The sequence below is a fragment of the Enterobacter sp. 198 genome (genome assembly GCF_009025585.1).
Lineage (GTDB): Bacteria > Pseudomonadota > Gammaproteobacteria > Enterobacterales > Enterobacteriaceae > Enterobacter > Enterobacter ludwigii.
In genome coordinates, this window is record NZ_WCIM01000021.1 from 59,281 (window position 1) to 83,266 (window position 23,986).

The 23,986-nt window shown below is 56.1% G+C and carries 28 protein-coding genes; 16 read left to right on the forward strand and 12 right to left on the reverse strand.

The window, feature by feature from the left end; all coding sequences use genetic code 11:
• The first annotated feature begins 2 nt into the window (after positions 1-2).
• Positions 3-983 (forward strand): LysR family transcriptional regulator, encoded by a 981-nt coding sequence (locus F8561_RS12645; protein ID WP_151887537.1) that lies wholly within the window; start codon positions 3-5, stop codon positions 981-983.
• On the opposite strand, the gene F8561_RS12650 is transcribed toward F8561_RS12645, so the two are convergent.
• The 4 genes from F8561_RS12650 to F8561_RS12665 all read right to left on the reverse strand — a co-directional run bounded on the left by F8561_RS12650 (position 906) and on the right by F8561_RS12665 (position 6,852).
• The gene (locus tag F8561_RS12650; RefSeq protein WP_151887538.1) at positions 906-3,965 is read right to left on the reverse strand and encodes an efflux RND transporter permease subunit; all 3,060 of its coding nucleotides are present in this window, start codon (positions 3,963-3,965) and stop codon (positions 906-908) included. The genes F8561_RS12645 and F8561_RS12650 overlap by 78 nt on opposite strands.
• A complete protein-coding gene (locus F8561_RS12655; RefSeq protein WP_050736753.1) occupies positions 3,962-5,071 on the reverse strand; it encodes an efflux RND transporter periplasmic adaptor subunit in 1,110 nt (369 codons plus the stop codon). The genes F8561_RS12650 and F8561_RS12655 overlap by 4 nt, the downstream gene beginning before the upstream one ends.
• A 74-nt stretch (positions 5,072-5,145) precedes the next feature.
• Entirely contained in the window at positions 5,146-5,760 is a 615-nt protein-coding gene (locus tag F8561_RS12660) for a TetR/AcrR family transcriptional regulator (protein WP_014169944.1), read from the reverse strand.
• 273 nt (positions 5,761-6,033) lie between these two features.
• Positions 6,034-6,852 (reverse strand): SDR family NAD(P)-dependent oxidoreductase, encoded by an 819-nt coding sequence (locus F8561_RS12665; protein ID WP_049022007.1) that lies wholly within the window; start codon positions 6,850-6,852, stop codon positions 6,034-6,036.
• 96 nt (positions 6,853-6,948) lie between these two features.
• On the opposite strand from F8561_RS12665, the gene F8561_RS12670 reads away from it, so the two are divergent.
• Positions 6,949-7,317, forward strand: a complete 369-nt coding sequence (locus F8561_RS12670; RefSeq protein ID WP_020884230.1) for a MerR family transcriptional regulator — start codon at positions 6,949-6,951, stop codon at positions 7,315-7,317.
• Positions 7,318-7,353: 36 nt separating this feature from the next.
• Here F8561_RS12670 and F8561_RS12675 read toward each other — a convergent pair whose 3' ends face one another.
• A complete protein-coding gene (locus F8561_RS12675) occupies positions 7,354-8,289 on the reverse strand; it encodes a LysR family transcriptional regulator (protein WP_151887539.1) in 936 nt (311 codons plus the stop codon).
• Between the two features lie 99 nt (positions 8,290-8,388).
• Here F8561_RS12675 and F8561_RS12680 point away from each other — a divergent pair, with 99 nt between their 5' ends.
• From F8561_RS12680 to F8561_RS12690, 3 genes are all read left to right on the forward strand, one after another.
• Positions 8,389-9,501 carry an alkene reductase gene (locus tag F8561_RS12680; RefSeq protein ID WP_151887540.1) on the forward strand — a complete coding sequence of 371 codons (1,113 nt, stop codon included), beginning with the start codon at positions 8,389-8,391 and terminating at the stop codon, positions 9,499-9,501.
• On the forward strand, positions 9,501-10,220 hold the full coding sequence (locus F8561_RS12685; protein WP_151887549.1) for an SDR family oxidoreductase: 720 nt from the start codon (positions 9,501-9,503) through the stop codon (positions 10,218-10,220). Before F8561_RS12680 ends, F8561_RS12685 begins: the two co-directional genes overlap by 1 nt.
• Positions 10,221-10,293: 73 nt before the next feature.
• Positions 10,294-10,833, forward strand: coding sequence for an ester cyclase (locus F8561_RS12690; protein ID WP_014169950.1), 540 nt, complete (start codon positions 10,294-10,296; stop codon positions 10,831-10,833).
• A gap of 111 nt (positions 10,834-10,944) precedes the next feature.
• Here F8561_RS12690 and F8561_RS12695 read toward each other — a convergent pair whose 3' ends face one another.
• On the reverse strand, positions 10,945-11,412 hold the full coding sequence (locus F8561_RS12695) for a DUF1348 family protein (protein ID WP_014169951.1): 468 nt from the start codon (positions 11,410-11,412) through the stop codon (positions 10,945-10,947).
• 103 nt (positions 11,413-11,515) lie between these two features.
• On the opposite strand from F8561_RS12695, the gene F8561_RS12700 reads away from it, so the two are divergent.
• Positions 11,516-12,100: a TetR/AcrR family transcriptional regulator gene (locus tag F8561_RS12700; RefSeq protein WP_078774010.1), complete on the forward strand. Its 585-nt coding sequence runs from the start codon at positions 11,516-11,518 to the stop codon at positions 12,098-12,100.
• Positions 12,101-12,186: 86 nt separating this feature from the next.
• Here F8561_RS12700 and F8561_RS12705 read toward each other — a convergent pair whose 3' ends face one another.
• Entirely contained in the window at positions 12,187-12,957 is a 771-nt protein-coding gene (locus tag F8561_RS12705) for a hypothetical protein (protein WP_040017411.1), read from the reverse strand.
• Position 12,958: 1 nt separating this feature from the next.
• Positions 12,959-13,156 carry a hypothetical protein gene (locus F8561_RS12710; protein ID WP_008502331.1) on the reverse strand — a complete coding sequence of 66 codons (198 nt, stop codon included), beginning with the start codon at positions 13,154-13,156 and terminating at the stop codon, positions 12,959-12,961.
• Positions 13,157-13,419: 263 nt separating this feature from the next.
• Here F8561_RS12710 and F8561_RS12715 point away from each other — a divergent pair, with 263 nt between their 5' ends.
• Genes F8561_RS12715 through F8561_RS12750 form a run of 8 tightly spaced genes read left to right on the forward strand, consistent with a single transcriptional unit; the run spans position 13,420 to position 19,294 of the window.
• Positions 13,420-13,854 carry a nuclear transport factor 2 family protein gene (locus F8561_RS12715; RefSeq protein WP_014169955.1) on the forward strand — a complete coding sequence of 145 codons (435 nt, stop codon included), beginning with the start codon at positions 13,420-13,422 and terminating at the stop codon, positions 13,852-13,854.
• Positions 13,851-14,570: an SDR family NAD(P)-dependent oxidoreductase gene (locus F8561_RS12720; RefSeq protein WP_050736756.1), complete on the forward strand. Its 720-nt coding sequence runs from the start codon at positions 13,851-13,853 to the stop codon at positions 14,568-14,570. The genes F8561_RS12715 and F8561_RS12720 overlap by 4 nt, the downstream gene beginning before the upstream one ends.
• Entirely contained in the window at positions 14,567-15,826 is a 1,260-nt protein-coding gene (locus F8561_RS12725; protein WP_151887541.1) for an NAD(P)/FAD-dependent oxidoreductase, read from the forward strand. Before F8561_RS12720 ends, F8561_RS12725 begins: the two co-directional genes overlap by 4 nt.
• A 1-nt stretch (position 15,827) precedes the next feature.
• On the forward strand, positions 15,828-16,550 hold the full coding sequence (locus F8561_RS12730; protein ID WP_014169958.1) for a DUF1365 domain-containing protein: 723 nt from the start codon (positions 15,828-15,830) through the stop codon (positions 16,548-16,550).
• The gene (locus tag F8561_RS12735; RefSeq protein ID WP_138013810.1) at positions 16,547-17,767 is read left to right on the forward strand and encodes an SAM-dependent methyltransferase; all 1,221 of its coding nucleotides are present in this window, start codon (positions 16,547-16,549) and stop codon (positions 17,765-17,767) included. Before F8561_RS12730 ends, F8561_RS12735 begins: the two co-directional genes overlap by 4 nt.
• Complete coding sequence (locus F8561_RS12740; RefSeq protein ID WP_025204262.1) at positions 17,764-18,249, forward strand: DUF2878 domain-containing protein; 486 nt, start codon at positions 17,764-17,766, stop codon at positions 18,247-18,249. The genes F8561_RS12735 and F8561_RS12740 overlap by 4 nt, the downstream gene beginning before the upstream one ends.
• Entirely contained in the window at positions 18,246-18,770 is a 525-nt protein-coding gene (locus tag F8561_RS12745; RefSeq protein ID WP_025204261.1) for a hypothetical protein, read from the forward strand. Before F8561_RS12740 ends, F8561_RS12745 begins: the two co-directional genes overlap by 4 nt.
• The gene (locus F8561_RS12750) at positions 18,767-19,294 is read left to right on the forward strand and encodes a DUF3833 domain-containing protein (RefSeq protein WP_032678108.1); all 528 of its coding nucleotides are present in this window, start codon (positions 18,767-18,769) and stop codon (positions 19,292-19,294) included. The genes F8561_RS12745 and F8561_RS12750 overlap by 4 nt, the downstream gene beginning before the upstream one ends.
• A gap of 2 nt (positions 19,295-19,296) precedes the next feature.
• Here F8561_RS12750 and F8561_RS12755 read toward each other — a convergent pair whose 3' ends face one another.
• Together F8561_RS12755 and F8561_RS12760 are read right to left on the reverse strand one after the other, a co-directional pair.
• Positions 19,297-19,767: a DMT family transporter gene (locus F8561_RS12755; protein WP_025204259.1), complete on the reverse strand. Its 471-nt coding sequence runs from the start codon at positions 19,765-19,767 to the stop codon at positions 19,297-19,299.
• A gap of 4 nt (positions 19,768-19,771) precedes the next feature.
• On the reverse strand, positions 19,772-20,206 hold the full coding sequence (locus F8561_RS12760) for a DMT family transporter (RefSeq protein WP_025204258.1): 435 nt from the start codon (positions 20,204-20,206) through the stop codon (positions 19,772-19,774).
• A gap of 99 nt (positions 20,207-20,305) precedes the next feature.
• Between F8561_RS12760 and F8561_RS12765 the strand changes: the two genes are divergently transcribed.
• Positions 20,306-21,238 carry a LysR family transcriptional regulator gene (locus tag F8561_RS12765; protein ID WP_025204257.1) on the forward strand — a complete coding sequence of 311 codons (933 nt, stop codon included), beginning with the start codon at positions 20,306-20,308 and terminating at the stop codon, positions 21,236-21,238.
• Between the two features lie 3 nt (positions 21,239-21,241).
• Here F8561_RS12765 and F8561_RS12770 read toward each other — a convergent pair whose 3' ends face one another.
• Together F8561_RS12770 and F8561_RS12775 are read right to left on the reverse strand one after the other, a co-directional pair.
• The gene (locus F8561_RS12770; RefSeq protein ID WP_025204256.1) at positions 21,242-22,270 is read right to left on the reverse strand and encodes a methionine synthase; all 1,029 of its coding nucleotides are present in this window, start codon (positions 22,268-22,270) and stop codon (positions 21,242-21,244) included.
• Between the two features lie 26 nt (positions 22,271-22,296).
• On the reverse strand, positions 22,297-23,271 hold the full coding sequence (locus F8561_RS12775; RefSeq protein WP_151887542.1) for a DUF1852 domain-containing protein: 975 nt from the start codon (positions 23,269-23,271) through the stop codon (positions 22,297-22,299).
• 171 nt (positions 23,272-23,442) lie between these two features.
• Here F8561_RS12775 and F8561_RS12780 point away from each other — a divergent pair, with 171 nt between their 5' ends.
• A complete protein-coding gene (locus F8561_RS12780; protein WP_014169968.1) occupies positions 23,443-23,982 on the forward strand; it encodes a DUF2058 domain-containing protein in 540 nt (179 codons plus the stop codon).
• The last annotated feature ends 4 nt before the right edge of the window (positions 23,983-23,986 follow it).

Here is a 23,986-nt window from a genome sequence, read left to right on the forward strand (position 1 = left end):
AGATGGATCGTATTCAGGCAATGCAGATCTTCATGCGGGTAGCGCAGGCCGGAAGCTTTGTCCGCGCAGCCGAAACGCTTTCTCTGCCTTCGTCAACGGTCACCAGCAGCATAAAAAATCTGGAGAATTACCTCCAGGTGCGCCTGCTTAACAGAACGACAAGGCGGGTGAGCCTCACCGCTGAAGGTGTGCAGTATCTGGCGCAATGCCAGGAAATACTGGCGCTAATCGATCATGCCGAAACGAGCCTGACGGCGTCAGTCCGGCGCCCGCAGGGACGCTTGCGGGTGGATATGCCGGGCGGGATCGCGGATTTCATCGTGATGCCTCACCTGAAAGATTTTTACCGGCTTTATCCGGATATCTACCTGATGTTGGGCGTCAACGATCGGCAGGTTGATCTGGTGCAGGAGGGGGTGGACTGTGTGATCCGAACGGGGGATCTGAATAACTCGACTCTTGTTGCCCGTCCTCTGGGCCGGTTTCGCTGGGTGACCTGTGCCTCACCGGACTATCTCAGGAAGTTCGGTACTCCCCGCTCGCCAGACGACTTATCACAGCATCGGGCGATACACTATTTTTCCGATCAGACCCGACGGGCGGATGCGTTACGCTTTGTCCGCGGGACAGAGACGGTCTCCATCCCTGTCCGCGGCGAAGCGGCCGTAAATGCCACCGGGCTTTATATCAACATGTGCCTTGAAGGTTTCGGGCTGGCGCAGCTGGCTGAGAGTATTGTCTCAGCGCATCTGCGGGAGGGAAGGCTGGTTGAGGTTCTGGCTGACTGGCAACCGCCTTCGGTGCCCGTCACGTTGCTTTATCCCCATCAGCGCTTTCTCTCTCCCGCAGTGCGTGCCTTTGCAGACTGGATTGCCGGGCTTATCCCGGACGCCAGCCCGGCACCGTCAGGCGGCGGGTTTGATCCGAAACCAGATCGCATACATCGCAGGCAGGAAGACGAGGGTAATAATGGTTCCCCCTAGCGTTCCGCCAATCAGCGTGTAGGCCAGCGTTCCCCAGAACACGGAGTGCGTCAGGGGAATGAACGCCAGCACGGCGGCCATGGCCGTCAGTAAGACCGGCCTCGCGCGCTGTACGGTCGCCTCAACCACGGCGTGGAACGGATCGAGACCGTCCTTCTGGTTGTGATCGATTTGACCAATGAGTATCAGCGTATTTCGCATCAGGATCCCCGAAAGCGCGATCAGGCCGACGAGGGCATTGATGCCAAACGGCTGATTGAAAAGCAGCAGCGTAGGAACCACACCAATAAGCCCCAGCGGTGCGGTCAGGAATACCATGACCATGGCCGAGAGTGAACGCACCTGCAGAATGATTATCAGCAGCGTCAGGGCAATCATGATGGGGAACAGCGGAGCCATGGCCTGGGTGGCTTTGCCGGATTCCTCAATCGATCCCGCCATTTCGATGCGATAGCCAGGTGGAAGCGAATCAATAATGGGTTGCAGCTGTTTCATGATGGCGGTTGACACATCCGGGGGCTGAAGGTTTTCGGCAATGTCTCCCCGCACGGTAATCGTGGGCGTACGATCGCGACGGCGCAACAGCGGATCTTCCATTCGGATCTCAATCTCCCCGATTTGTGACAGCGGAACGCGTTGCCCGGCGTTACCCACCAGGGTAAAGCCCTCTATCTTCGCCGGATCAAGGCGGATATCACCCGCGGCGCGCCCCGTAACCTGTACCGAGCGAATATCTTCCCGCACGGAGGTGATGGGAACGCCCGACAGCAGGAACTGAAGCTGCTGGGCAACGGCGTTCGACGTTAAACCGGTAGCCTGCAGGCGGTTCTGATCGAGGGTGAAATGCAGGGTCGGTACGCGTGAACCCCAGTCGGTATTGACGGTTCTCATCATCGGGCTGGCCTGCAGCACACCTTTAACGTTATCTGCAATGTCACGCAGTTTATTGACATCCGGTCCCATTACTCGCCAGGCGACCGGGAAGGGAGAATAAGGCCCGAACACCAGCTGCGTGACCCGCACGCGTGCCTCCGGAGCCAGCCCGCGGGCTACCGCTTCGCGAAGGCGGAACTTAAGCGCCTCGCGTGACTTCTCGCTGTCCGTCATGACGACAACCTTCGCGAAAGAGGGATCGGGCAACTCAGGGGCCATCGCCAGATAAAAGCGCGGCGAACCCTGGCCAATGTAGGCGGTGACGATGCTGGCTTCAGGCTGTTTGCGCAGCCACGCTTCGATTTTCGCGGTGGCGGCGCTGGTTTGCTCAATCGATGTGCCATACGGCATCTGCACTTCCACCAGCACCTCGGGGCGGTCGGACGTCGGGAAAAACTGTTTCTTAACCAGCCCCATCCCCAGTACTGCGAGGGTGAAGATGGCCACGACGGACGCGGCGACGATCCATTTTCGGGCGATCACGCGGCTCAGGGTATGACGAAAACGGTTATAGCGCGGGGTGTCATAGATGGCGGCATGACCGCCTTCGACTTTTGCGATGTCCGGCAGGATTTTGACGCCCAGATAAGGGGTGAACACCACCGCCACAAACCACGAAGCTATCAGGGCGAGGCCGACTACCCAGAACATATTACTGGTGTACTCCCCGGCGGTTGACTGCGCAAAACCATTCGGCATAAACCCGATGGCTGTCACCAGGGTTCCGGCCAGCATTGGCGCGGCGGTATGGCTCCAGGCGTAGGCGGAGGCTTTAATTCTGTCGTAGCCTTCCTCCATTTTTACCACCATCATTTCGATGGCGATAATGGCATCATCAACCAGTAAGCCGAGGGCAAGAATAAGGGAGCCCAGGGTAACGCGGTCGAAGTTTATACCGGAGGCTTCCATCACGACAAAAACGACCGCCAGCGTCAGCGGCACTGCCGCCGCGACAACGATGCCCACGCGCCACCCCATACTGACAAAACACACCACCATCACCACCAGCAGGGCGACGAAGAACTTGATCATAAACTCATCGACCGACGAGCGGATATTCACCGACTGATCGGTGACTTTCGTCAGGGTCATCCCCAGAGGCATATTGGCATTGATGTTTGACGTTTCAGCATCCAGCGCTTTACCCAGCGCCAGGCCGTTCCAGCCTTCACGCATCACAATACCGAGCAGCAGGGTGGGTTCTTGCTGGTTACGGATCTGCAGGGTCGGTGGATCTTCATACCCCCGTTCAACCGTTGCCACGTCGGACAGCCGGAGCGTTTTGCCCTGTGCGATCAGGGGCGTATCGCGGATCTTCTGCAATTTATCGAAAGCGCCGTCGAGGCGGATAAAGATTTGCGCCCCGCGCGTTTCAATCGAGCCCGCCGCGGTTAATGCGTTCTGGCTGTTGAGCGTGGTGAAAATATCCTGCGGCGAGAGTCCCAGTGTCGCCAGACGGTCATGCGAGAAGGAGATGTAAATCCGCTCGGCCTGTTCCCCGATGATGTTCACTTTCTTTACGCCCGGAACGTGCAAAAGCTGCTGGCGCAGGGCTTCGGCGTCACGCACTAACAGACGCTGTGGTTCGCCTTTCGCTTTCAGTGCAAAAAGGGCAAAGGTGACATCGGAAAACTCGTCATTGATCATCGGCCCCATGACGCCCGCCGGAAGGTTTTTGGCTTCATCCCCCAGTTTCTTTCGCGCCTGGTAAAACTCTTCCTGAACCTGAGAAGGCGGGGTTTTGTCCTGCAATGACAACGTGATAAACGCCATACCGGGGCGGGTATACGTTTCCGTACGGTCATACCATTTGAGCTCCTGCAGACGTTTTTCCAGCGGCTCGGCGACCTGATCCTGAATTTCCTGTGCGGTTGCCCCGGGCCAGACGGTGATAACCGTCATTTGCTTAACCGTGAAGGGCGGATCTTCCGCGCGGCCAAGGCCAAAAAACGAGAAAATACCGGCAAGGGTAACCAGAATAATCAAGAACAGCGTGACCGAGCGCTCGCGTACCGCAAGCGCTGACAGGTTGAAACGACCTCCACTCATGGTGTCATCCCCGCCTGAGTGGCATCGCGCTGTTCCGCCAGCCGGACCGCTTCGCCTTCGTGCAGAAGATGGACACCTAACGCAACAATCTTCTCTCCGGGCTGTACGCCGCCGGTCACTCTGGCGATATCATCCCCTACGCTAAGCACCCTGACAGGCTGCCAGACGACTTTTGTCGGCTGAGCGGAAATACGCCAGACGCCAGGCCCTTTCCCCGCATCGTAGAGAGACGCCAGAGGAACCTGCATCACCCGGCTGTCGCCTTTGCCGTGTTCGATGCTCAGCGTCACGGTTGCCCCCAGCGGCGCGTTCGCCAGCGCGCCATCCAGCACGTATCGGGCCTCAAAGGTACGGGTGGTCGCATCGGCTGAATCAGACAGCAGGCGCAGCTTCGCGCTAACGGGCTGTTTTTCGTTACCGTAGAGCGTTGCCAGGGCTGTACTTCCTACGGCAGGGCGCAGGGTTTCCGGCAACTGGACCAGCGCCTCGCGCTGCCCCGCGCGGGCCAGACGGACCACCGCCTGCCCGGCGCTGACCACCTGTCCAGGCTCGGCAAGCGTCTCCATCACCACGCCGTCTGAATCGGCAAGTAGCACGGCATAACCGGTGGCGTTTTGCGCCACGCCTGCCTGTGCCCGGGCAGCGCTGAGCTCCGCTCTGGCGCTGTCGGCTGCGGCTTTAATCTGGTCGTATTCCGACGCCGACACTGCACCGGATGCCACAAGGCCGCGATAACGCGCCTCATCGCTGGACGCTTTACGCGCGCGCGCCTGGGCAGCATCCACCGCTCGCTGCTGGGCCTGCGCCTGTAATTTCAGATCAACAGGATCCAGACGCATTAAAGGCTGGCCCTGCTTAACGGTCTGACCCGTATCGACAAGACGTTCGAGAATTTTGCCCTGCACCCTGAAGCCTAAATCACTTTGCGTTCTTGCCACCACCACGCCGGTAAAGGCGCGTGACGTCTCGTTCGCAGGGATCACGGACGCAGACCTGACAAGCGGTGGCTGCGTGCGCGGATCGTCACTGGCGTGGTTATCGCCGCATGCCACCAGGGCAAACGGCAGGAGGCATACGGCAAGGCGGGCTGAATGAAGCCTGAGCATGGGAACCCTTATTACATTAACAGGACGGTATCCGCATTCTCATTCGGGTGACCAATAAAGTCAATGGTCACTAATCAGGGGGCCAGGCTTCGCAAAATCAGAGAGGAGAGGACAACCGCCGCGGTCGGGGCGGCTTCAAGGTTGTACTGCAGCTGAACAGGGTTAATGAAAGGGCACATCACCATATAGATCGCCAGTGTAGCTTCGTCCAGAGGGGTTTTTCTCTCGAACTCACCGGCTTTTCTGCCCTCGACAACAATGCTCTCAATCAGCTTCAGCAGACGTTCGGAATACCTTTCGGTTGAAGGCCACTTGTCCCGCGCGGCAACGGCGGCGATGTCGTAGAGTTTACGCTCATGGAAAAACAGTTCACTTCCCGCCTCGGTGAGCGCCCTGAACAGACGACGCAGCTTTTCGCTTGCGGATGGCGCATCAGCGATGGCTGCATTGACCGCCGCCATGATCATATCAAGACGGTTCGCGCAGATGACCTCGCCGATTGCCTGCTTGGAATCAAAAAACTTATAGATATAGGCTTTTGAAAAACCGATGGCTTTCGCAAGTTCGGCGACGGTGGTTTTTTCATAGCCGTAATGGCCGAAGTGCTCATACGCAGCTTCGACGATTTGCTCTCGGACCGTGTGATCGAGTGGACCACGTGTGGATGGGGTGTTCATGTCTTTAGTCATTATTTCAGCTTAGCGTGACAGGCTCCGATTGACAACGTGTGACCATTTGGTAATTAGGTCACATGGTTGAGTGGGCAGATGGCACATGCACAGTCGTCTGTGGAACCCGAGGGATAATACTCGTTAGCCCTGAGCCGTTAAGACTGCATCATCAACCAGGTCGGCTAAGTGTATCACTGTTTTTCGCGGGATATTGTCAGTCTTTGCGAGAGGTTGCGCGCGTTTCAGTGCAATTGTGCGGCACTGAAACGTCACGCTTTGACCTGAACGGGATTATGCGTCTGAACGCGTCCCCTGACCGGCGGGCTTAGGTCGTAATACTTTTTCAGCAATGATCGCCAGACGTCGGCGGGTGACAAACCGGTGTAACTGGCCCAGCAGCCAGTTGCCGCAGCCGGGGATCAGCGTATTGCGTTGCGTATCCACGGCCCGTAACGCCTGCGCGACCACGTTCTGCGCTGGCATTCTTTTGCCCACTGACGCTTCCTCGGCGTTCACCACCTCAAAAAAGGCGGTATCCGTTGCGCCGGGGCAAAGCGCCAGCACGCGGATGCCGTAAGCGCGGTATTCTCCCCACAGCGCGTTCGAAAAGGAGAGTAAAAATGCCTTTGTTGCCCCATAAATTGCCATATACGGATCCGGTTGCATGGCAGCGGTTGAGGCCACGTTAATCATCACGCCTGAACCTTTACGCAGCATGGCGGGCAGCAGGGCGTGCGCGAGTGCCACGGGGGCGACGCAGTTGACGTTGATCTCTTCACGCTGGCGCGCCAGAGATAGCTTTTCAAATCGCCCGTAGGTGGCAAACCCCGCGCTATTAATCAAAATATCGGGATAAAGCCGTAACGCTTCCAGCCGTTCCACAATGTGGGTAATGGCCTCAGGCAGCGTTAAGTCCTGCACGATAACGGTGAGTGATACGCCGTGCGTTTTCTGAAGCTCAGCCGCAAGCGCCTGCAGCGTTGCCTCGGAGCGGGCAACCAGGATCAACCCCACGCCACGGGCCGCGAGCTGGCGGGCGAACTCCCGTCCGATGCCCGAGGATGCACCGGTAACCAGTGCTGTTTTTCCTGTATAATCAAAAGAATTCATAACATAAATCCCGTTTTCCCTGTCTGTGCGGCACAGGATAAACCGTGTACTCAGGTACACGGTCAAGCGTGATTTTTACAAGGTGAGAACGACGCGATGAGGATCGGCGAGCTGTGTGCCAGAACTGGGTTATCGAAAGAGACGGTGCGTTATTATGAAAGGGCGGGCTTGCTGGAAAAAATTCCGCAGCCAAACGGCAGTAATAACTACAAAGTCTACTCGGCTGTGGATTTACAACGGCTGAAGCTGATCGGGCATGCCAAAATGCTGGGGTTTACCCTGGCTGAAATCGCCGATGTTCTGGCGGTCTGGGTTGATGATCGCTTTACCGCGGAGGAAAAACAGGCCGCTTTGCGACGCAAACTGGCGCAACTGGCGGAGAAAGAAGCGGCGCTGAATGAACTTCGGACCCGCTTGACCGATGCCCTTCATAAAGTCGGTCAGCCGTGTGTTGATGTATTTTAAACGGCCGACGCGGGCCGTTTAACGCAACCGGCGGCTTCACGACGTCATCAGCTCACCGCCTTCAGTCTTTTTAAGCCAGTCGATAAAAAACTGGCTAAATGCGGTGACCTGAAGCGGCTGGAGTTTCCGTTGCGGGTAGACAAACTGTAGCCCGACATCTTTGCGATCAAACCGGCTAAAGCCGGTGAAGCTCCCGGCAAGTAACACTTTCAGCCTACCTTTCTCGACATCGTCCTTCACGTCCCACCACGATTTGCCCGCAATGCCAGCCCCGTCGAGGGCCCACTGACGAAGCAGCGCCCCGTCATCACAGACCATGGCAGGCTCTACGCGAACGACGCGCTCTTTCCCCTCAACCTCAAACCGCCATTCATTCATCACCACCCCTTGCGACTCCAGCGCCAGACAGCGGTGGTCCGTCAGCGCGTCACAGGAGGCAGGGATACCCTGGTCGTTAAGATACGCTGCTGACGCGACCAGCACCCGGTGATTGGGACGGATATTTCTGACCACCAGGCTGCTGTCCGGCAGGTTGCCGAAGCGAATGCTCATATCCAGCCGGTTAGCGACCAGATCCTCTACGTGTTCTCTTAAGTAAACGAAAAATTTGATTTCCGGATGCAGGCGGGAAAATGCCATGACGGCGGGGCTGAGATACTGCCTGCCAAAGTCAGAGGGGGCGGAAAGACGAATGTTGCCGCTGAGCACGCCCTCTTTTTGTGCCAGTAACGACTCGGCATGATGCATCTCTTCCAGCACGCGCAGTGCCGCATGGTAAAACTCTTCGCCCGCCCGGGTGAGGGAGATAGCCCGCGTGGAACGGTGAAACAGGCGCGTCTGGTAGCGTTCTTCAATCGCTTTGAGGCGGGCGGTCATGGTGGCCGGGGAAAGTGACAGGCGGCGGCCAGCGGCGGAAAGCCCGCCAGCCTCGGCCACTTCAACCAGCAGCGCCATATCTTCGAGTTTACCCATTATTCATATTTTCCTAAAAGTGCATCTGATTTTAGTGTAATTATCAAAATCAGATGCCGCCTGTAAAGTGATTTCATCGTAACCACAAGGGACGTCCAGATGAACCAGACCTCACTTTTTGAACGCTACAGGTTAGGGGATCTCAACCTGAAAAATCGCATCGTCATGGCACCAATGACCCGTGCCCGCGCTCTTCAGCCGGGAAATATTCCCTCGACGCTGATGGCTGAATATTACCGACAGCGGGCCAGCGCGGGCTTAATCATCACCGAAGCCACGCAGATTTCGCCTCAGGGCCAGGGCTATTCATGGACTCCGGGGATCCATACGCCAGAGCAGGTTGCGGGGTGGCAACTCACTACCGGCGCGGTCCATCAGGCGGGAGGGGTGATTTTTTCCCAGCTCTGGCACGTGGGGCGGATGTCTCATGCGCGTTTTCACGAAGACGGACTGCCCGTCGCCCCCTCCGCGCTGGCACCCGATGCGAAAGTATGGGTGGTGAATGAACATGGCGAGGGTCAAATGGTTGACTGCCCGACGCCACGCGTGCTGTCGCGAAAAGAGATCGCGCTCGTCGTCGAACAGTACCGACAGGCGGCGCTCAATGCCGTTCAGGCCGGGTTTGATGGCGTGGAGGTGCACGGCGGAAACGGCTATCTGATTGATCAGTTCCTGAGAACCACGTCAAACATTCGCACGGATGAGTATGGCGGCAGTCTTGTGAACCGGATCTGCTTCGCGCAGGAGGTGCTCGATGCCATTGCGCAGGCCATAGGCGCTGAGCGCACCGGTATCCGGCTTTCGCCGTTTATTACACAGCGGGGAATGAACGATCCGCAGGTCATCGAAGCCATTCTCGCCCTCGCGGCCTGGTGCCAGCAACGAGGTATTGCGTTTATTCACCTGGCGGAAGCCGACTGGGATGATGCGCCGCAGGTTCCGGAAAGTTTCCGCAAAAAACTGCGCGAAACATTCCGTGGCACCCTGATCGTGGCAGGAAATTATACCCCCGAAAAGGCGGAAAAAATCCTCGCAGCAGGGTATGCCGATTTGATTGCGTTTGGACGCCCGTTTATTGCCAACCCCGATTTACCACAGCGGCTGGCGCATCACTGGCCGCTGAATGACGTCAGCGATCCCGCCACGCTCTTTGGTGGTACAGCTGTGGGGTATACCGATTATCCCACCTACAACCTGAGTGAGGAAAAATGATGACCCGTAAAACGTTAATTATTGGCGGCGCGTCCGGTATTGGTTTTGCTGTAGCCCGTGCCCTGGCAGAGCGCGGCGACGACATTATTCTCGCGGGACGCAATAAAGAGAAACTGAACGCTGCCCGCGCGCGGCTCAGTCCATCTCCCGCCTCTGTTGAGACCCTCGTCCTCGATATTAGCAATGAAGCAGAGGTGATCGCGTTAAGCGAAACGCTGGGTGAGGTCGACAATATTATTGTCACGGCCGGCTCTCAGGCACCGGGAGGGGCGCTTTCCAGCCTCGACCCTGGCGCGGCGAAACTGGCTTTTGATACCAAATTTTGGGGCAGCATGCATGTCGCCAGGTATCTGAGCGGGAATATTTCGCCCCGCGGTACGCTGACGCTGACCAGCGGATTTGTTGCACGCCGCGTGGTAGCGGGTGCCATAGTCAAAACCACCATGAACGCCGCCATCGAGGCGGCAACAAAAGTGCTGGCAAAAGAACTTTCACCGCGTCGCGTAAACGTCATCAGCCCGGGTCTGACCGATACCGAAGCCCACGCCGGGATGGATGCGGCTGCGCGGGAAAAAATGCTGACTGTTGCAGCACAGACGTTGCCCGCTAAAGCGTGGGGACGAGCGGAAGACGTTGCTCAGGGCTATCTCTTTGCCATCGATAATGCCTTTGTTACGGGCTCGGTGATTGATATTGAGGGCGGGGCATTAATTAACTGACCCCGTGTTGATCCGAATTGATTCCGGCAGTGAACATGCTGGCGGAAAACGTAATCACAGGTTGTAAGCGTTTATGCAATATTCAACATATGCACGTCCAGCTGTGCTGGCGTTAATTCTGGCTGGCGTATCCGGCGTGGCTTATTCGGCCCAGAGCGACCGGGTGAAACCGAATCTTCTTATCGTGGATAACACGCTGTCGCAAACGCAATTAACGGCGAGCGAACATGCGGCCGTTACGTATGCCACGTTCTGGGATACCGGCAAAGAGTCTCTGGCGCGGGAAGCGCTGGCGGTTAATTTTGTGGATAAAACCCCACCGGAAGGCCGTAAACAGGGGCCAGAGGGCGCCATTATGGCCTCGAGGGCATTTCGCACCGCGGTGCCGGATTTACGCTGCGAGGTGGAACAAATGATCGTTACGGGTAATCGTGTCGTGTCCCATTTGCATTTCCACGGTCATTTCAGCGGGACATTTGGCAAAATAAAAGGGCAGGGTCAGAACGTTGATTTTATCGCGACGGATATCTATGAGATCGGCAACGGTAAAATAGTTTCCAACTGGCATATTGAAGATAACCTGACGCTGATGAAACAGTTGGGTGTGATTTAAATAATAGTCTGCCTCTTTTTCGTGGTGTAAAAGATAAGCCCGCCCGGGTAACCGAAAGGTTACCCGGAGCGTATAACCCCCCGTAATGGCGAAGCATGATCCTGACGAAACCTACAGCCCCAGGTCGCTCAGTGAAGGGTGGTCATCAGGACGTCTGCCCAGCGGCCAGTGAAACAGGCGCTCAGACGCTTTTATCGGCATATCGTTGATGCAGGCGAAGCGGCGCTTCATCAGACCATCCGGCTCGAATTCCCAGTTTTCATTACCGTAAGAGCGATACCAGTTGCCTGAATCATCATGCCATTCATAGGCATAGCGCACGGCGATACGGTTTTCCGTAAATGCCCACAGCTCTTTGATCAGACGATAATCCAGCTCTTTTTTCCATTTGCGCTCCAGGAATGCCTGCGCTTCCTGACGGTTAGTGGCAAACTCCGCGCGGTTTCGCCACTGGGTATCCAGCGAATAGGCAAGTGCGATTTTGGCCGGATCGCGACTGTTCCAGCCATCTTCTGCCAGTCTGACTTTTTCGATGGCACTTTCACGCGTAAAAGGCGGTAAAGGGGGGCGTGTGTTCATTTCGGCTACCTCTGGTTGGTATTAGGTAGACAGGTCTGTCTACTGGTGTTAATCTAGGCCTGAAAAATAACGCTGTCAACCTGTCAATTGAGGCCGTCGATCTGTGAACAGAGTCAACTTGAATAACGATAAAACAATCAGTGTGAGGGAAAAAATATTGCTTACCGCGCACGATCTGTTTTATTCCAGCGGATTTAAAGCAACGGGCGTGGATACCATTATCAAGCAGGCTAAAGTCACGAAAGTGACGTTTTATCGCCATTTTCCGGGAAAAAGTTTACTGATTGTTGCCTATCTCCACTATCGACACGAAATATGGATTGACTGGTTTGAAAGCACGCTGCGTCGACATCTTGCTGCGGGCAAAACCCCGGCCAGTGCATTATCAGACACGCTGTATGAATGGTTTATTTCGCCGTTATTCCATGGGTGCGCCTTTATTAATGCCAGCGCAGAAGCAAAATCTGAAGAAAATGAAGGCGAAATAAAAGATATTTGCCGCAATCATAAAACCGAAACAAAGGCAAAAATAGCGTCCCTGACCGGCATAACCGATGAGAAAACCGTTAATGAAATCATGATGCTGATCGACGGCGCGATTATTCATGCGCAAATGGGGATCGCAGCGGATGAGGTCATAAGCTCATTGAAAAAGGGAGTAGAACGGCTGACAGAAAACGCCGCCTGACCCGGGGCACGATCGGCCGTCGACGAAATACGCTTAGCATGGAAGGGCTGGCGCGGAGCCTGGCAGTGAATGCCAGGCTCCTGCCTTTAGTCATCATCTTCTGCCCGTTCCGCCAGCGCCAGCGAGCTGGCACTGGCCGGATCAAACAGGGAAATACTCTCAATCTGATTCAGCATGATCACCTTTCTGAAGTCCATTGCGCTTCCGGGTTCTGAATCCAGAGTAATGTCGTGGCGGGCATACCATTTGCTGTAATTATTTTCGATGCAAATCCGCATTGTCTCTTCATCGCGATAGCCGCTTAGCATGGGGATCAGCACGATATTGGCGGTTTTTTCATACTCGAGCGTTGCGGTGTGGATCATGCCGACATAAATCCGTCTCGAGCGCAGCGTCACCTGCGCCAGCTCCCCTTGCTCCATACACTGATACAGCAGTTGTTCGATACCGCTCGACTGCGCGAGACGTTTGTAGAGCTTCTTCCTGCCTTCACCGTCCAGCCTGGCGCTGCCAGCCCAGTTAGAACGATAAAGACAAAACAGGATAGCGAAGGCCAGCATGACGACAACCGGTGCCTGAATACCTAAAAAGCTCCAGTTCATAAAATCTATTTGCCAGTCGGCATAGGTTTGCGCCGTGAAGTGGAAGGTGTTGTCGGCGGCAGAAAGTGCATAGAGCAACAGCCAGAGCAGCCCCGTGGCGATCACCCCTTGCAGAACGAAGATACAGCCATACAGGGCAACGAGAAAATAGACATCCCAGCCGAAAGATCGCTTGATTTTAAAACGGGTCGACAGGTCACGGCTGGTGTACCAGTACCCACAGACCATCAGCACCATAAAGATAGCCGTTCCCATATCAGGCCCTCTTCAGCGCGTTAACATGACGCAGGAAATCCTGTCGTACCTCGTTGCTCTTGTAGTTCACCGAGGCGTTCCCGTCCTGGTCGATGATGATGCGATCGCCATCCTCTACGGCTTCGATAATTTCCTGCTGGCTCATCACCTGGAGCAATGATTCCGGACTGGAGAAAAGTGACAGAAAGAAACGTTTCATCGCGGGGTTTCCTCATCCTTATGATTAAAAAGGATAAGTCTGGAAGAAGAAGGGGAAATGCGCCTTAAGGTAAAACTGAAAAGCAAAACGTGAAACAGGTGTGTCAGAAAATGTTCTGAAAAAAGCATCGGCAACACATGTGTAACTTTTTGAAAAATAATATAAATAAAAAATAGTTTTACACAAACTTGGACAAATAACGTTAATTGTGTAAGTTTTAATTATGCGATTACGCCACGTTGTTTACCGCCAGGATGTGACCCATGAGCACTTTGCCCTCTGTCGTGAGTCGGTTTGTTGAGTACTACACCGCACTGGATAGCCAGCCGCCCTCAGCGCTGGTTGGGCTTTATCATTCGGATGCCACGCTTATCGATCCGTTCGGCGAGCATGACGGGATTTTCGCGCTCCAGCGCTATTTCACCCATTTGCTGGCCAATGTAGAAAATTGCCGTTTTACCATTGATCCTCCGCTGTTCGGTGACCGCCGTTTCGTTGTCACGTGGATTATGCACTGGTCGCATCCGCGCATTGCCGGAGGCGAGCCGCTCGACCTGCCGGGATGTTCGGTGGTGGAGACCGAACATGGGTTGATTACTCGCCAGCGTGACTATTACGACGCCGGAGAGATGATCTACGAACACCTTCCGCTGCTCGGTTGGGCAGTGCGCGGCGTGAAGCGGAGGGTAAACGCATGAGCACGGTTCTGATTACCGGAGCAAGCTCGGGCATCGGCGCCGGGCTGGCGAAATCCTTCGCCGCTGACGGCCACACGGTTATCGCCTGCGGGCGCGATCCGGCGCGTCTGGACGCCCTGCATCAGCACAGCCCCACTATCACGGTTCGCCTGTTCGATATGACAGACAGGGACGCCTGTCGCCAGGCGCTGACGGGCTGCTATGCCGACCTGGTTATTCTCTGCGCCGGTACCTGCGAATACCTTGAGCAGGGCGTGGTGGATGCAGCGCTGGTAGAGCGGGTGATGACCACCAATTTCCTCGGGCCGGTGAACTGTCTGGCCGCGTTACAGCCGCAGCTGGTTTCAGGCAACCGCGTGGTGCTGGTCAGCTCCATGGCGCACTGGCTGACGTTCCCGCGCGCAGAGGCTTACGGCGCGTCCAAAGCGGCGTTGAGCTGGTTTGCCGACAGTCTGCGGCTCGACTGGGAGCCGAAAGGGATCGCCGTGACGGTGGTATTCCCGGGCTTCGTTGATACGCCGCTGACGCGAAAAAATGACTTTGCCATGCCGGGCAGGGTGAGCGTTGAGGAGGCCGTTCAGGCCATTCGGACCGGGCTGGCGAAAGGGAAAATGCAAATTGCGTTTCCGGTGGGGTTTGGCCTTATCTTGCGGTTGCTCTCAGGGCTTCCCGCATTTCTTCAGCGCGCACTGCTGCGCAGGATGGTGCGTTCATGAAGATTGCCATTATCGGCAGCGGCATCGCCGGGTTGACCTGTGCCTGGCGTCTTGCCGGTCATCACGAGGTGACGCTCTTCGAAGCGGGGGCCACTCCCGGCGGTCATACCGCGACGGTTGACGTGCCGACGCCACAGGGTACTTTCGCCATCGATACCGGTTTTATCGTCTACAACGACCGTACCTACCCACGATTTATGGGCCTGCTGAGCGAGCTGGGTATCAGTGGGCAAAAGACGCAGATGAGCTTTTCGGTGCATAACCCGCAAACCGGGCTGGAGTACAACGGACACACCCTGACCTCGTTATTTGCCCAGCGTCGAAACCTGGTGAACCCGTCGTTCTGGCGGCTGCTCGGGGAGATTGTCCGCTTTAATCGCCTGGCGAAACAGGCGCTGGAGAGCGAGCCAGACCCGCACGCGACGCTGCAGACGTTTTTGGAGAGACACCGCTTTACGCCGTTTTTCGCGCGTCACTACATTCTGCCAATGGGGGCGGCCATCTGGTCATCGTCGTTGCAGGAGATGAAACGTTTTCCGTTGCCGCTCTTTTTGCGTTTCTTTGACAATCACGGCCTGCTGGATGTGACGCATCGTCCGCAGTGGTACGTCGTGCCCGGAGGTTCGCGGGAATACATCCGCGCCATGCTGGATAAACTCGGTGACCGCCTGACGCTGCACCTCAACGCCCCGGTGCAGCGGGTGATTCGTCAGCAGAATGGGGTAACGATCCAGCTCGACAACGCGAGCCACAGCGTTGATCAGGTGATTTTTGCCTGTCACTCCGGGCAGGCGCTGGCGATGCTTGACGCGCCGAGCGCGGCTGAGCAGGACGTGCTGGGCGATATCGGCTGGCAGCGTAATGAGGTGGTGCTTCACAGCGATCCGCGCTGGCTACCGGTACGTCAGCGTGCCTGGGCGAGCTGGAACTACCGTCTGAGCCAGCAGGATCAGGCCAGCGCCTGCGTCACCTACAACATGAATATTTTGCAGGGGTTGCCTGCGGGTAGCCCGTTGTTCTGCGTCACCCTTAATCCGGACATCCCCGTGGATGAACGCTTCGTTCTGAAACGCTTTGTCTATGAACACCCGCTGTTTAACCCCAAAAGCTGGCGTGCACAGGCGCGTCGCGGTGAGATTAACGGCCACCAGCGTAGCTGGTTCTGCGGCGCTTACTGGTACAACGGCTTTCATGAAGATGGCGTGCGCAGTGCGCTGGACGTGGTGAATGCGATAGCCGCCGGGGAGGGGAACTGAAATGAACAGCTGCCTCTATCACGGTGTATTACGCCATCGTCGCTTCCGGCCGAAAGCGCACCAGTTCCGCTACAGCGTCTTTATGGCCTGGCTCGATCTCGATGAGCTGGAGACGTTGCCCGCGGTCGGGGTACGTCGCAATCGCGTTGCCGCCGCCTCGTTCCATGATGCAGATTATCCGCTGGGCACGCCGCTTAAAGAGAATGTCCTCACCAGGCTTGAAAGCCTGACCGGAGAACGGCCGCAGGGGCGGGTTATGCTCCTGACGCAGCTGCGCTACTTCGGATTCCATTTTAATCCGGTCAACTTTTACTACTGCTATGACCGGGCGGAGACGCTGCGCTGGGTGCTGGCGGAAGTTCGCAATACCCCGTGGAATGAGCGTCATTACTACGCGGTGAATGGGCAGGATGCGCGTCCCACAGAAAAAGCGTTTCATGTTTCCCCTTTTAACCCGATGGACATGGTTTACCACTGGCGCTTTAACCCGCCTGACGACTCGTTGCATATGCACATTGAAAACCATCAGGAAGCGAAGGTGTTTGACGCCACGCTGGCGCTACGCCGGGAGCCGCTTACCCGGGCGGCACTGCGGTCGCTGCTGCTGCGCATTCCACTGATGACCCTCAAAACCGTTTTCGCTATTTACTGGCAGGCGCTGCGGCTGTGGCTCAAGCGCGTGCCGCTGTATAACCATCCCGTCAGCAGGAGTGAACGCTCATGACCGATCCCGTCTTTGCGCTTGAACCCGATATCCCGCGCAACGTCCGCATCGCGCGCTGGCTGCTGTTTCGTCTGTTAAGCGGTATCCGCGGCGGCTCGCTGACCCTGCGTGAGGGTGCGCAGACGTTCCATTTCGGCGAGACATCCGCTGCGCTGCATGCTGACGTTCAGATCCTGAGCCCGGGCGTGTACTGGCGTGTCTTAATGGGGGGTAGCCTCGCCGCCGCTGAGGCCTGGATGGATGGCGAATGGGAAACCACACAGCTCACGCCATTGCTTGAGATCCTGGCGCTTAACGGGCAGGTGCTTGGCCGGCTGGAAAAGGGATTTCGCCTGTTCAGCAGGCCGCTTGAACGGCTTCGTCACTGGACGCGGCGAAACTCACGCGCCCAGGCCCGCGAAAATATTGCCGCGCATTACGATCTGGGTAACACCTTCTATGCCCATTTTCTGGACAACGAGTTGCTTTACTCCAGTGCGCTGTTCACCGCAGATGAGCAGGATCTCACAGCGGCTCAACAGGCCAAAATGGCTCGCCTGTGCGATCAGCTGGCGCTGAACGCCAATGATCACCTGCTGGAAATTGGCACCGGCTGGGGAGCGATGGCGGAATATGCCGCCCGTCATTATGGCTGTCGGGTGACCACCACGACGCTGTCGCAGGAGCAGTATCTCTGGGCGAAAGAACGGATTGTCCGCGCCGGGTTGCAGGATCGCGTTGAGGTACTGCTGTGCGATTACCGCGACCTCACCGGAGAGTACGACAAGCTGGTCTCGATAGAGATGATTGAGGCCGTGGGGCAGCGCTATCTGCCAACTTTCTTCCGCACCTGTCAGGCCAGGCTGCGACCGGGAGGTCGTATGGCAATACAGGCCATCACCATTCAGGACCAGCGCTATCGCGACTACAGCAAAAGCGTCGACTTTATCCAGCGCTACATTTTCCCCGGCGGTTTTTTACCAAGCATCACCGCCATGAATGAGCTTATGACGCGCCACACCGATTTCGTGATGCGCAATCTCTTTGATATGGGGCCCGACTATGCCCGCACGCTGGCTCTCTGGCGCCAGCGCTTCGTGCATGCATGGCAGGAGATTGAAAAGCTTGGGTTCGATGAGCGGTTTCGTCGGATGTGGCTGTACTACCTCGGCTACTGCGAAGCCGGGTTTAACGCCCGCACCATCAGCGTGGTGCAGCTGACCGCCGAGCGCGTATGAAACATTATTTGCAGGTCTTTCTGCTGGCTATCGCGTTCGATTTTTACTGGGCGCTGGTGGTGCTCTTTCGCGAGCAGGGCCTGATTATCTGGATCGTGCTGGCGGTTGTGGCCTGCCTGCTGTTGCCGTCCGCGTACCGACTTTACGCCATTGCGCTGGCCGCGGCAGGGAGCCTGCTGGATACGCTCTGGGCGTTGACGGGCCTGCTTGCGTTTACGGGTGAGTCACTGATGCCGCTGTGGATGGTGGCATTGTGGCTGATGTTCGCCACCGTCTGGACTCAGCTGACGCGCACAACAACATTACCCGGCTGGCTGCTGACCCTGCTGGCAACCGTGGGCGGGCCTGTCGCCTATCTGATTGGCGAACGGCTTGATGCCATTACTTTTCTGGAGCCGACCTTTATTGTCATCAGCTGGATGGCACCGGGCTGGCTGGTATTGATGCTGTTTTTCCATCTGCTGGTGGGGAGACAAAAATGAGAGCTGCGGCACTGCTTCTCTTACTGATAATCCTGTCCCCCGTGGCTCAGGCTGCCGACTGGCTGACCTGGCGCAAGGTCGGTGACGCCACGCTGACCTGGGGGCCGTTCACCGTCTATACCTCACAGCTTCGCACGCCGGAGGGACGTTACAGCGGGGAGAACGGGGATCGGGCGTTGATCATCACTTACGCGCGTGAAATCGACCGTGAAGACCTGGTTGAGGCAACGCGCGATCAGTGGCAGGCGCAGGGGATCCTCGAGCAGGAGCCCCAAAGCGCAGCCTGGCTGCGTATGCTCCAGTCGCTCTGGCCCGATGTTGGGCCGGGCAGCCAGCTGGCGTTTGTGGTCACCGACAGGCAGGGGCAGTTCTGGTACCGCGCTTTGGCGACGCAGAAAGACTTTATTCCGCTGGGACCACGTCAGTCCGCCGCGTTCAGCACGCGCTTTCTGGCAATCTGGCTCAGTCCCCGCACGCAATATCCCGCGCTGCGTCAGCAGCTGACAGGAGGGCAACAATGAAACGTATTCTGGTCATCGCGCTGGCGGTAACGATGCTGCTGGCCGGCTGCAGTACAGAGGTGACGGAATACCGTCAGCAGCAGCCGAAGCTGGATATCTTCCACTATTTTCAGGGGAAAACCGAAGCGTGGGGCATGGTGCAGGATCGCAGCGGTAAACAGTTGCGCCGGTTTCACGTTGAGATTGCCGGGGACGTTATCGGCGATACGCTGACGCTCAATGAACATTTCGTCTATGACGACGGCGAAAAGCAGCAGCGGGTATGGCATATCCGACGGATGGGGGGCGATCGCTACGAAGGCACGGCAGGGGATATCGAAGGGGTGGCGACCGGGCAGGCGGCGGGAAACGCCTTCAACTGGCATTACAGCATGCAGGTGAAAGCCAATGGCAGCACCTGGCTGCTGCACTTTGACGACTGGATGTACCTGCAGGATGAAACCCATCTGTTCAATAAAACAGAGCTGAAGAAACTGGGCGTCACCGTCGCCACGGTGACGCTGTTCTTTACCCGCAAGGCGTGACGTTACTCGCTCCTGGGTGCCGGTTCGGCGGGGGTTTTGCTGCTGAGGTAGATGAAGATCAGCGCAATGGCCAGGCAGACGATGGCCCCGAGACGGCTCAGCGAAAACGGAATGACGGCGTTACCCAGCCAGCCAAAGCTGTCAATCAACATGCTCATGGTGAGCTGGCCGAAGATCACCGCGACCGTGGCAACGGCGGTACCGATGCGTTGTACCGCCAGTACCATTATCACAATGTAGGGCACGCCGAACAGGGCACCGAGCAGCTGCCATTTGGGCACGTCCATCAGGGTAACGGCCTGTTTGGGTTCAAAGAAGAAGATCAGCAGGGCGGTGACCAGCGCACCAACGGAAAACGTCAGAAACGCGCTTTTAAAGACGCCCACGCTGCTTCCCAGCTGTCCGTTGATGGCGGCCTGGATGCTCAGCGTGGCACCGCCACACACTGCCAACATAATCATAATCAGTGTCATTTTGTTACCCCTGTGCAACCAGAACCAGCGCGGCAATGATGAAAAGCAGCGCGATGATGCGTTTACCGTTAATCTTTCTGGGCGTGGTGCCCAGCAACCCATAGTGGTCAATGATAAGACTCTTAAAGACCTGACCTGCCAGAATGCCAATCATCGTCAGGGCAATGCCGATGGCCGGCGTGGCGAGGGTCAAAATGACGACGTAAACGGGCCCGAGTACGCCGCCGAGCAGTTGCCATGCGGGCTGTGCGAAAAACGACGGACTGTTACGCGGGCTGAAAAACAGCATCAGCAGAAACGTCAGCGCGGCACCTGTACCGAAAATACTGAACGTGGCCCATAAATCGCCGACTTCCCCACCCAGTGGCCCCAGCAAGCCAGCCTCTACGGAGAGGCCCATGCCGCCGAGAATAACCAGTAAAATTAACATCCATTGCATATTCATTATCTCTACGTTCTGAAGGTGAAACAGACTAGCCCTGAACATCGATGAGAAAAATGCCATAATGCAGGAAACACCTTTGCAGGAAATGCACTAATGGTTGATGCCGGAAATATGAATATCCGCTCGCTGCGGGTTTTTATTGCGGTTTACGAAGCGCAAAACTTTTCTGTGGTCGCCCGGCGGGAGGGGATGTCTGCCTCGCAGGTTTCACGCGTTATCCATCAGCTTGAGGATGCGCTCGGCCAGCAGCTTTTCTATCGTAATACCCGGGCGGTGATCCCAACGGAAAGCGGCCACCTTTTTATCCGCTACGCCAGAGCGATGGTGGAAAGCCTGGAGGAGGCGCGTCGGGAGCTGGATGAGCGTTCGACGGAGCCTTCCGGGACGCTGCGCATAAATGGCCCGGTGTACTTTGGGCAGCGACACGTTGCCCCGGGCCTGCCTGCACTGGCGGCGCGGTATCCCCGGCTGAATATAGAGCTGACGCTGACCGATGACTTTATCGACCCACACAAAGATGCCGCCGACGTTATCTTTCGCATCGGCATGCTGACGGATTCAACCTTTCACGCGCGGGTTTTTGGCCAGCAGCGTTACCATCTGGCCGCGTCGCCGGACTATTTGCGAAAACACGGTGTGCCAGACGGGCCGGATGACCTCAGTCGTCACCGGTGCCTGGTCTACCGCGGGTCGTCAGGTCCCAATCGCTGGCTGGTGCGAGGTCAGGGGGACGCCTGGGTGCATTACCCCGTGGTGCCGCTGATGACCTCCAATAATGCGGAGTCGCTGCTCATTGCCGCGCTGGGCGGGATGGGGATCGTGCTGTTTCCGGACTGGCTGATTGGCGACAGACTGCAGAAGGGGGAACTGGTCGCACTCCTCGCGGAACGGGAGTGCGCCATAAATACCGAGCCGCTGAACATTGCGGCGATCTATCCTCACGCCCGTCATCCGCCCCTGAACGTCAGGGCGGTGATTGATCATTACGTGGCGCTTTTCGGCACCCCGCCTTACTGGCAGACGTAGCGATTACGCGCCGAGTTCTTTACGGATAATGTCGGCGCCGGCGCTCAGGGCGTTGAGCTTTCCGTTGGCAACCTGACGTGAGAGAGGGGCCATCCCGCAGTTTGTTGATGGCCACAGCTTGTCGGCATCGACAAACTGCAGCGCTTTACGCAGCGTATCGGCCACTTCCTCTGGCGTCTCAATGGTATTGGTCGCCACGTCAATGGCACCCACCATCACCTTTTTACCGCGGATCAGTTCCAGCAGGTCCATCGGTACGCGGGAGTTGTGGCACTCCAGCGAGATGATGTCGATATTGGACGTCTGCAGTTTAGGGAAGGCTTCTTCATACTGCCGCCATTCTGAACCGAGCGTTTTTTTCCAGTCGGTATTGGCTTTGATGCCATATCCATAGCAGATATGGACCGCGGTCTGGCAGCGTAGACCTTCGATGGCACGTTCCAGCGCGGCAATACCCCAGTCGTTCACCTCATCAAAAAACACGTTAAAGGCCGGTTCATCAAACTGGATGATATCAACGCCTGCCGCTTCTAACTCTCTCGCTTCCTGATTGAGAATTTTGGCAAATTCCCAGGCCAGCTTTTCGCGGCTTTTATAGTGAGCGTCATAGAGAGTGTCGATCATGGTCATCGGGCCGGGCAGAGCCCACTTGATCGGTTTATCCGTGAGCTGACGTAAATACTTTGCGTCATCAACGAACACCGGTTTTTGACGCGCGACGGCATCCACCACGGTCGGCACGCTCGCGTCATAGCGGTTACGAATTCGCACGGTCTGGCGGTTCTCAAAATCAACGCCGCTGAGGTGTTCAATAAAGGTGGTGACGAAGTGCTGACGAGTCTGTTCCCCGTCGCTGACAATATCAATGCCCGCACGGATCTGCTCATCCAGAGATAAACGCAGCGCATCCTGTTTACCGGCAAGTAATTCCTGATCCTGCAATTTCCATGGCGACCAGAGCGTTTCGGGTTGCGCAAGCCAGGTTGGCTTAGGCAAACTGCCAGCCGTTGAAGTCGGGAGCAATGTTTTCATAGTAGAAGACCTTTATTATCGATTAATTAAAGCGTGTTGTGACCTGACCACTGCTCAAGAAGAGGTTTATAGGGCTTGATGAAATACGCTTCCGTAAATTTGCCCTGTTCAATTGCCAGCCGGCTGCGTTCTTCGCGGTCATAAACAATTTTTGTTAATGAATGATCCTCATGATTCAGATCGGGCTGGAAGCATTCCCCGGCGGTCGAGTTCGCATTGTAAATTTCAGGACGATAAATTTTCTGGAAAGTCTCCATGGTGCTGATGGTGCTAATCAACTCCAGGTTGGTGTAATCCCGTAATAAATCGCCGGTGAAATAAAACGCAAACGGCGCTGCGCTATTCTCAGGCATAAAGTAACGAACCTGCAGACCCATTTTCCCGAAGTACTGCTCGGTTAAGGATGTACCGTCCGGACGATACTCGATGCCCAGCACCGGGTGCTGGTTGCCCGTGCGGCGGTAGGTGTCTTTGCTGGAGACGCTCAGGCAGATCACCGGTGCCTTTTTGAAGTTCTCTTTGTATTCAGGTGAGTTAACGAAATGCCGGAAAATAGTGCCGTGCAGCTCACCAAAATTATCCGGGATCGCGAAGCGGGACTGATTTTTATTGTGCTCCGGCAGCAAGACGCTGAAATCATAATCGCGGACATAGGACGAGAAATTATTTCCAACGATACCGTCGATGCGCTCATGGGTCTTTTTATCAACGATCGTTGTCTGCAATATTTCGATAACCGGGAAGGGCTTCTCAGCGCCGATATGCAAATCCACAGAAATAATGTCCAGTTCGAGCGCATAGCGTTCGGCTTTTGGGTTATCCCAGCGCGCTAACGCGTTAAAACGGTTATTCATCATCACCAGCGTATTACGCAGGTTTTGCTGGCGTTTTTCGCCACGGGCCAGGTTGGCGAAGTTGGTGGTGGTACGCGTATTTTCTGAAGGGTTATAATTTTCATCAAAGCAACTACGCTTAAGGCTAAATGTAAAAGCATTACTCATCGTCGTTATACATCCTAAGTTCTTGTTGCTAAGAAGTTACCAATGCATAATTTATGCCTGAGCCCGTGACGGAGGGGAAGTGACTTAATTTCACTGCAACATGAGCTATCTTCATGAACAGCGCCTTTCCAGGTATAATCCCCAAAATTTCAATACGGTTTAGAAACGATCATGACGAAACTCACCCTACAAGAGCAGATGCTGAAAGCAGGCTTAGTCAGCAGTAAGAAGATGGCTAAAGTTCAGCGCACGGCCAAGAAATCGCGCGTTCAGGCCCGTGAAGCAAGGGAAGCAGTAGAAGAGAATAAAAAAGCGCAGCTCGAGCGTGACAAGCAGCTGAGCGAGCAGCAGAAGCAGGCGACGCTGGCGAAAGAGTTTAAAGCGCAGGTCAAGCAGCTGATCGAAATGAACCGCATCACCGTGACCAGAGGCACCATCGCCTTTAACTTTACCGACGGCAATCTCATCAAAAAAATCGAGGTCGACAAGCAGACGCAGGCCCAGCTGATCAATGGCCGCCTGGCGATTGCGCGTCTGGTGATTAATGCCAATGGCGACTGCGACTATGCGATTATCCCGGCAGTGGTGGCCGATAAAATCGCCCAGCGCGATGCCGAGAGTATCGTGTTAAATAGTGCCCTGAGTCAGGAAGAGCAGGATGAAGACGATCCGTACGCAGATTTCAAAATTCCTGACGATTTGATGTGGTAAGCAG

Excerpts from the sequence above, each read along its gene's own strand:
- F8561_RS12645 (WP_151887537.1), top strand. The coding sequence starts at position 3 with ATGGATCGTATTCAGGCAATGCAGATCTTCATGCGGGTAGCGCAGGCC.
- F8561_RS12660 (WP_014169944.1), bottom strand. The coding sequence starts at position 5,760 with ATGACTAAAGACATGAACACCCCATCCACACGTGGTCCACTCGATCAC.
- F8561_RS12760 (WP_025204258.1), bottom strand. The coding sequence starts at position 20,206 with ATGCAATGGATGTTAATTTTACTGGTTATTCTCGGCGGCATGGGCCTC.
- F8561_RS12780 (WP_014169968.1), top strand. The coding sequence starts at position 23,443 with ATGACGAAACTCACCCTACAAGAGCAGATGCTGAAAGCAGGCTTAGTC.
- F8561_RS12710 (WP_008502331.1), bottom strand. The coding sequence starts at position 13,156 with ATGAAACGTTTCTTTCTGTCACTTTTCTCCAGTCCGGAATCATTGCTC.
- F8561_RS12665 (WP_049022007.1), bottom strand. The coding sequence starts at position 6,852 with ATGAATTCTTTTGATTATACAGGAAAAACAGCACTGGTTACCGGTGCA.
- F8561_RS12755 (WP_025204259.1), bottom strand. The coding sequence starts at position 19,767 with ATGACACTGATTATGATTATGTTGGCAGTGTGTGGCGGTGCCACGCTG.
- F8561_RS12745 (WP_025204261.1), top strand. The coding sequence starts at position 18,246 with ATGAGAGCTGCGGCACTGCTTCTCTTACTGATAATCCTGTCCCCCGTG.
- F8561_RS12750 (WP_032678108.1), top strand. The coding sequence starts at position 18,767 with ATGAAACGTATTCTGGTCATCGCGCTGGCGGTAACGATGCTGCTGGCC.
- F8561_RS12695 (WP_014169951.1), bottom strand. The coding sequence starts at position 11,412 with ATGAACACACGCCCCCCTTTACCGCCTTTTACGCGTGAAAGTGCCATC.
- F8561_RS12740 (WP_025204262.1), top strand. The coding sequence starts at position 17,764 with ATGAAACATTATTTGCAGGTCTTTCTGCTGGCTATCGCGTTCGATTTT.
- F8561_RS12655 (WP_050736753.1), bottom strand. The coding sequence starts at position 5,071 with ATGCTCAGGCTTCATTCAGCCCGCCTTGCCGTATGCCTCCTGCCGTTT.
- F8561_RS12725 (WP_151887541.1), top strand. The coding sequence starts at position 14,567 with ATGAAGATTGCCATTATCGGCAGCGGCATCGCCGGGTTGACCTGTGCC.
- F8561_RS12705 (WP_040017411.1), bottom strand. The coding sequence starts at position 12,957 with ATGGGAACGGCTATCTTTATGGTGCTGATGGTCTGTGGGTACTGGTAC.
- F8561_RS12690 (WP_014169950.1), top strand. The coding sequence starts at position 10,294 with ATGCAATATTCAACATATGCACGTCCAGCTGTGCTGGCGTTAATTCTG.
- F8561_RS12720 (WP_050736756.1), top strand. The coding sequence starts at position 13,851 with ATGAGCACGGTTCTGATTACCGGAGCAAGCTCGGGCATCGGCGCCGGG.
- F8561_RS12765 (WP_025204257.1), top strand. The coding sequence starts at position 20,306 with ATGGTTGATGCCGGAAATATGAATATCCGCTCGCTGCGGGTTTTTATT.
- F8561_RS12735 (WP_138013810.1), top strand. The coding sequence starts at position 16,547 with ATGACCGATCCCGTCTTTGCGCTTGAACCCGATATCCCGCGCAACGTC.
- F8561_RS12715 (WP_014169955.1), top strand. The coding sequence starts at position 13,420 with ATGAGCACTTTGCCCTCTGTCGTGAGTCGGTTTGTTGAGTACTACACC.
- F8561_RS12675 (WP_151887539.1), bottom strand. The coding sequence starts at position 8,289 with ATGGGTAAACTCGAAGATATGGCGCTGCTGGTTGAAGTGGCCGAGGCT.
- F8561_RS12770 (WP_025204256.1), bottom strand. The coding sequence starts at position 22,270 with ATGAAAACATTGCTCCCGACTTCAACGGCTGGCAGTTTGCCTAAGCCA.
- F8561_RS12650 (WP_151887538.1), bottom strand. The coding sequence starts at position 3,965 with ATGAGTGGAGGTCGTTTCAACCTGTCAGCGCTTGCGGTACGCGAGCGC.
- F8561_RS12730 (WP_014169958.1), top strand. The coding sequence starts at position 15,828 with ATGAACAGCTGCCTCTATCACGGTGTATTACGCCATCGTCGCTTCCGG.
- F8561_RS12685 (WP_151887549.1), top strand. The coding sequence starts at position 9,501 with ATGACCCGTAAAACGTTAATTATTGGCGGCGCGTCCGGTATTGGTTTT.
- F8561_RS12775 (WP_151887542.1), bottom strand. The coding sequence starts at position 23,271 with ATGAGTAATGCTTTTACATTTAGCCTTAAGCGTAGTTGCTTTGATGAA.
- F8561_RS12680 (WP_151887540.1), top strand. The coding sequence starts at position 8,389 with ATGAACCAGACCTCACTTTTTGAACGCTACAGGTTAGGGGATCTCAAC.
- F8561_RS12670 (WP_020884230.1), top strand. The coding sequence starts at position 6,949 with ATGAGGATCGGCGAGCTGTGTGCCAGAACTGGGTTATCGAAAGAGACG.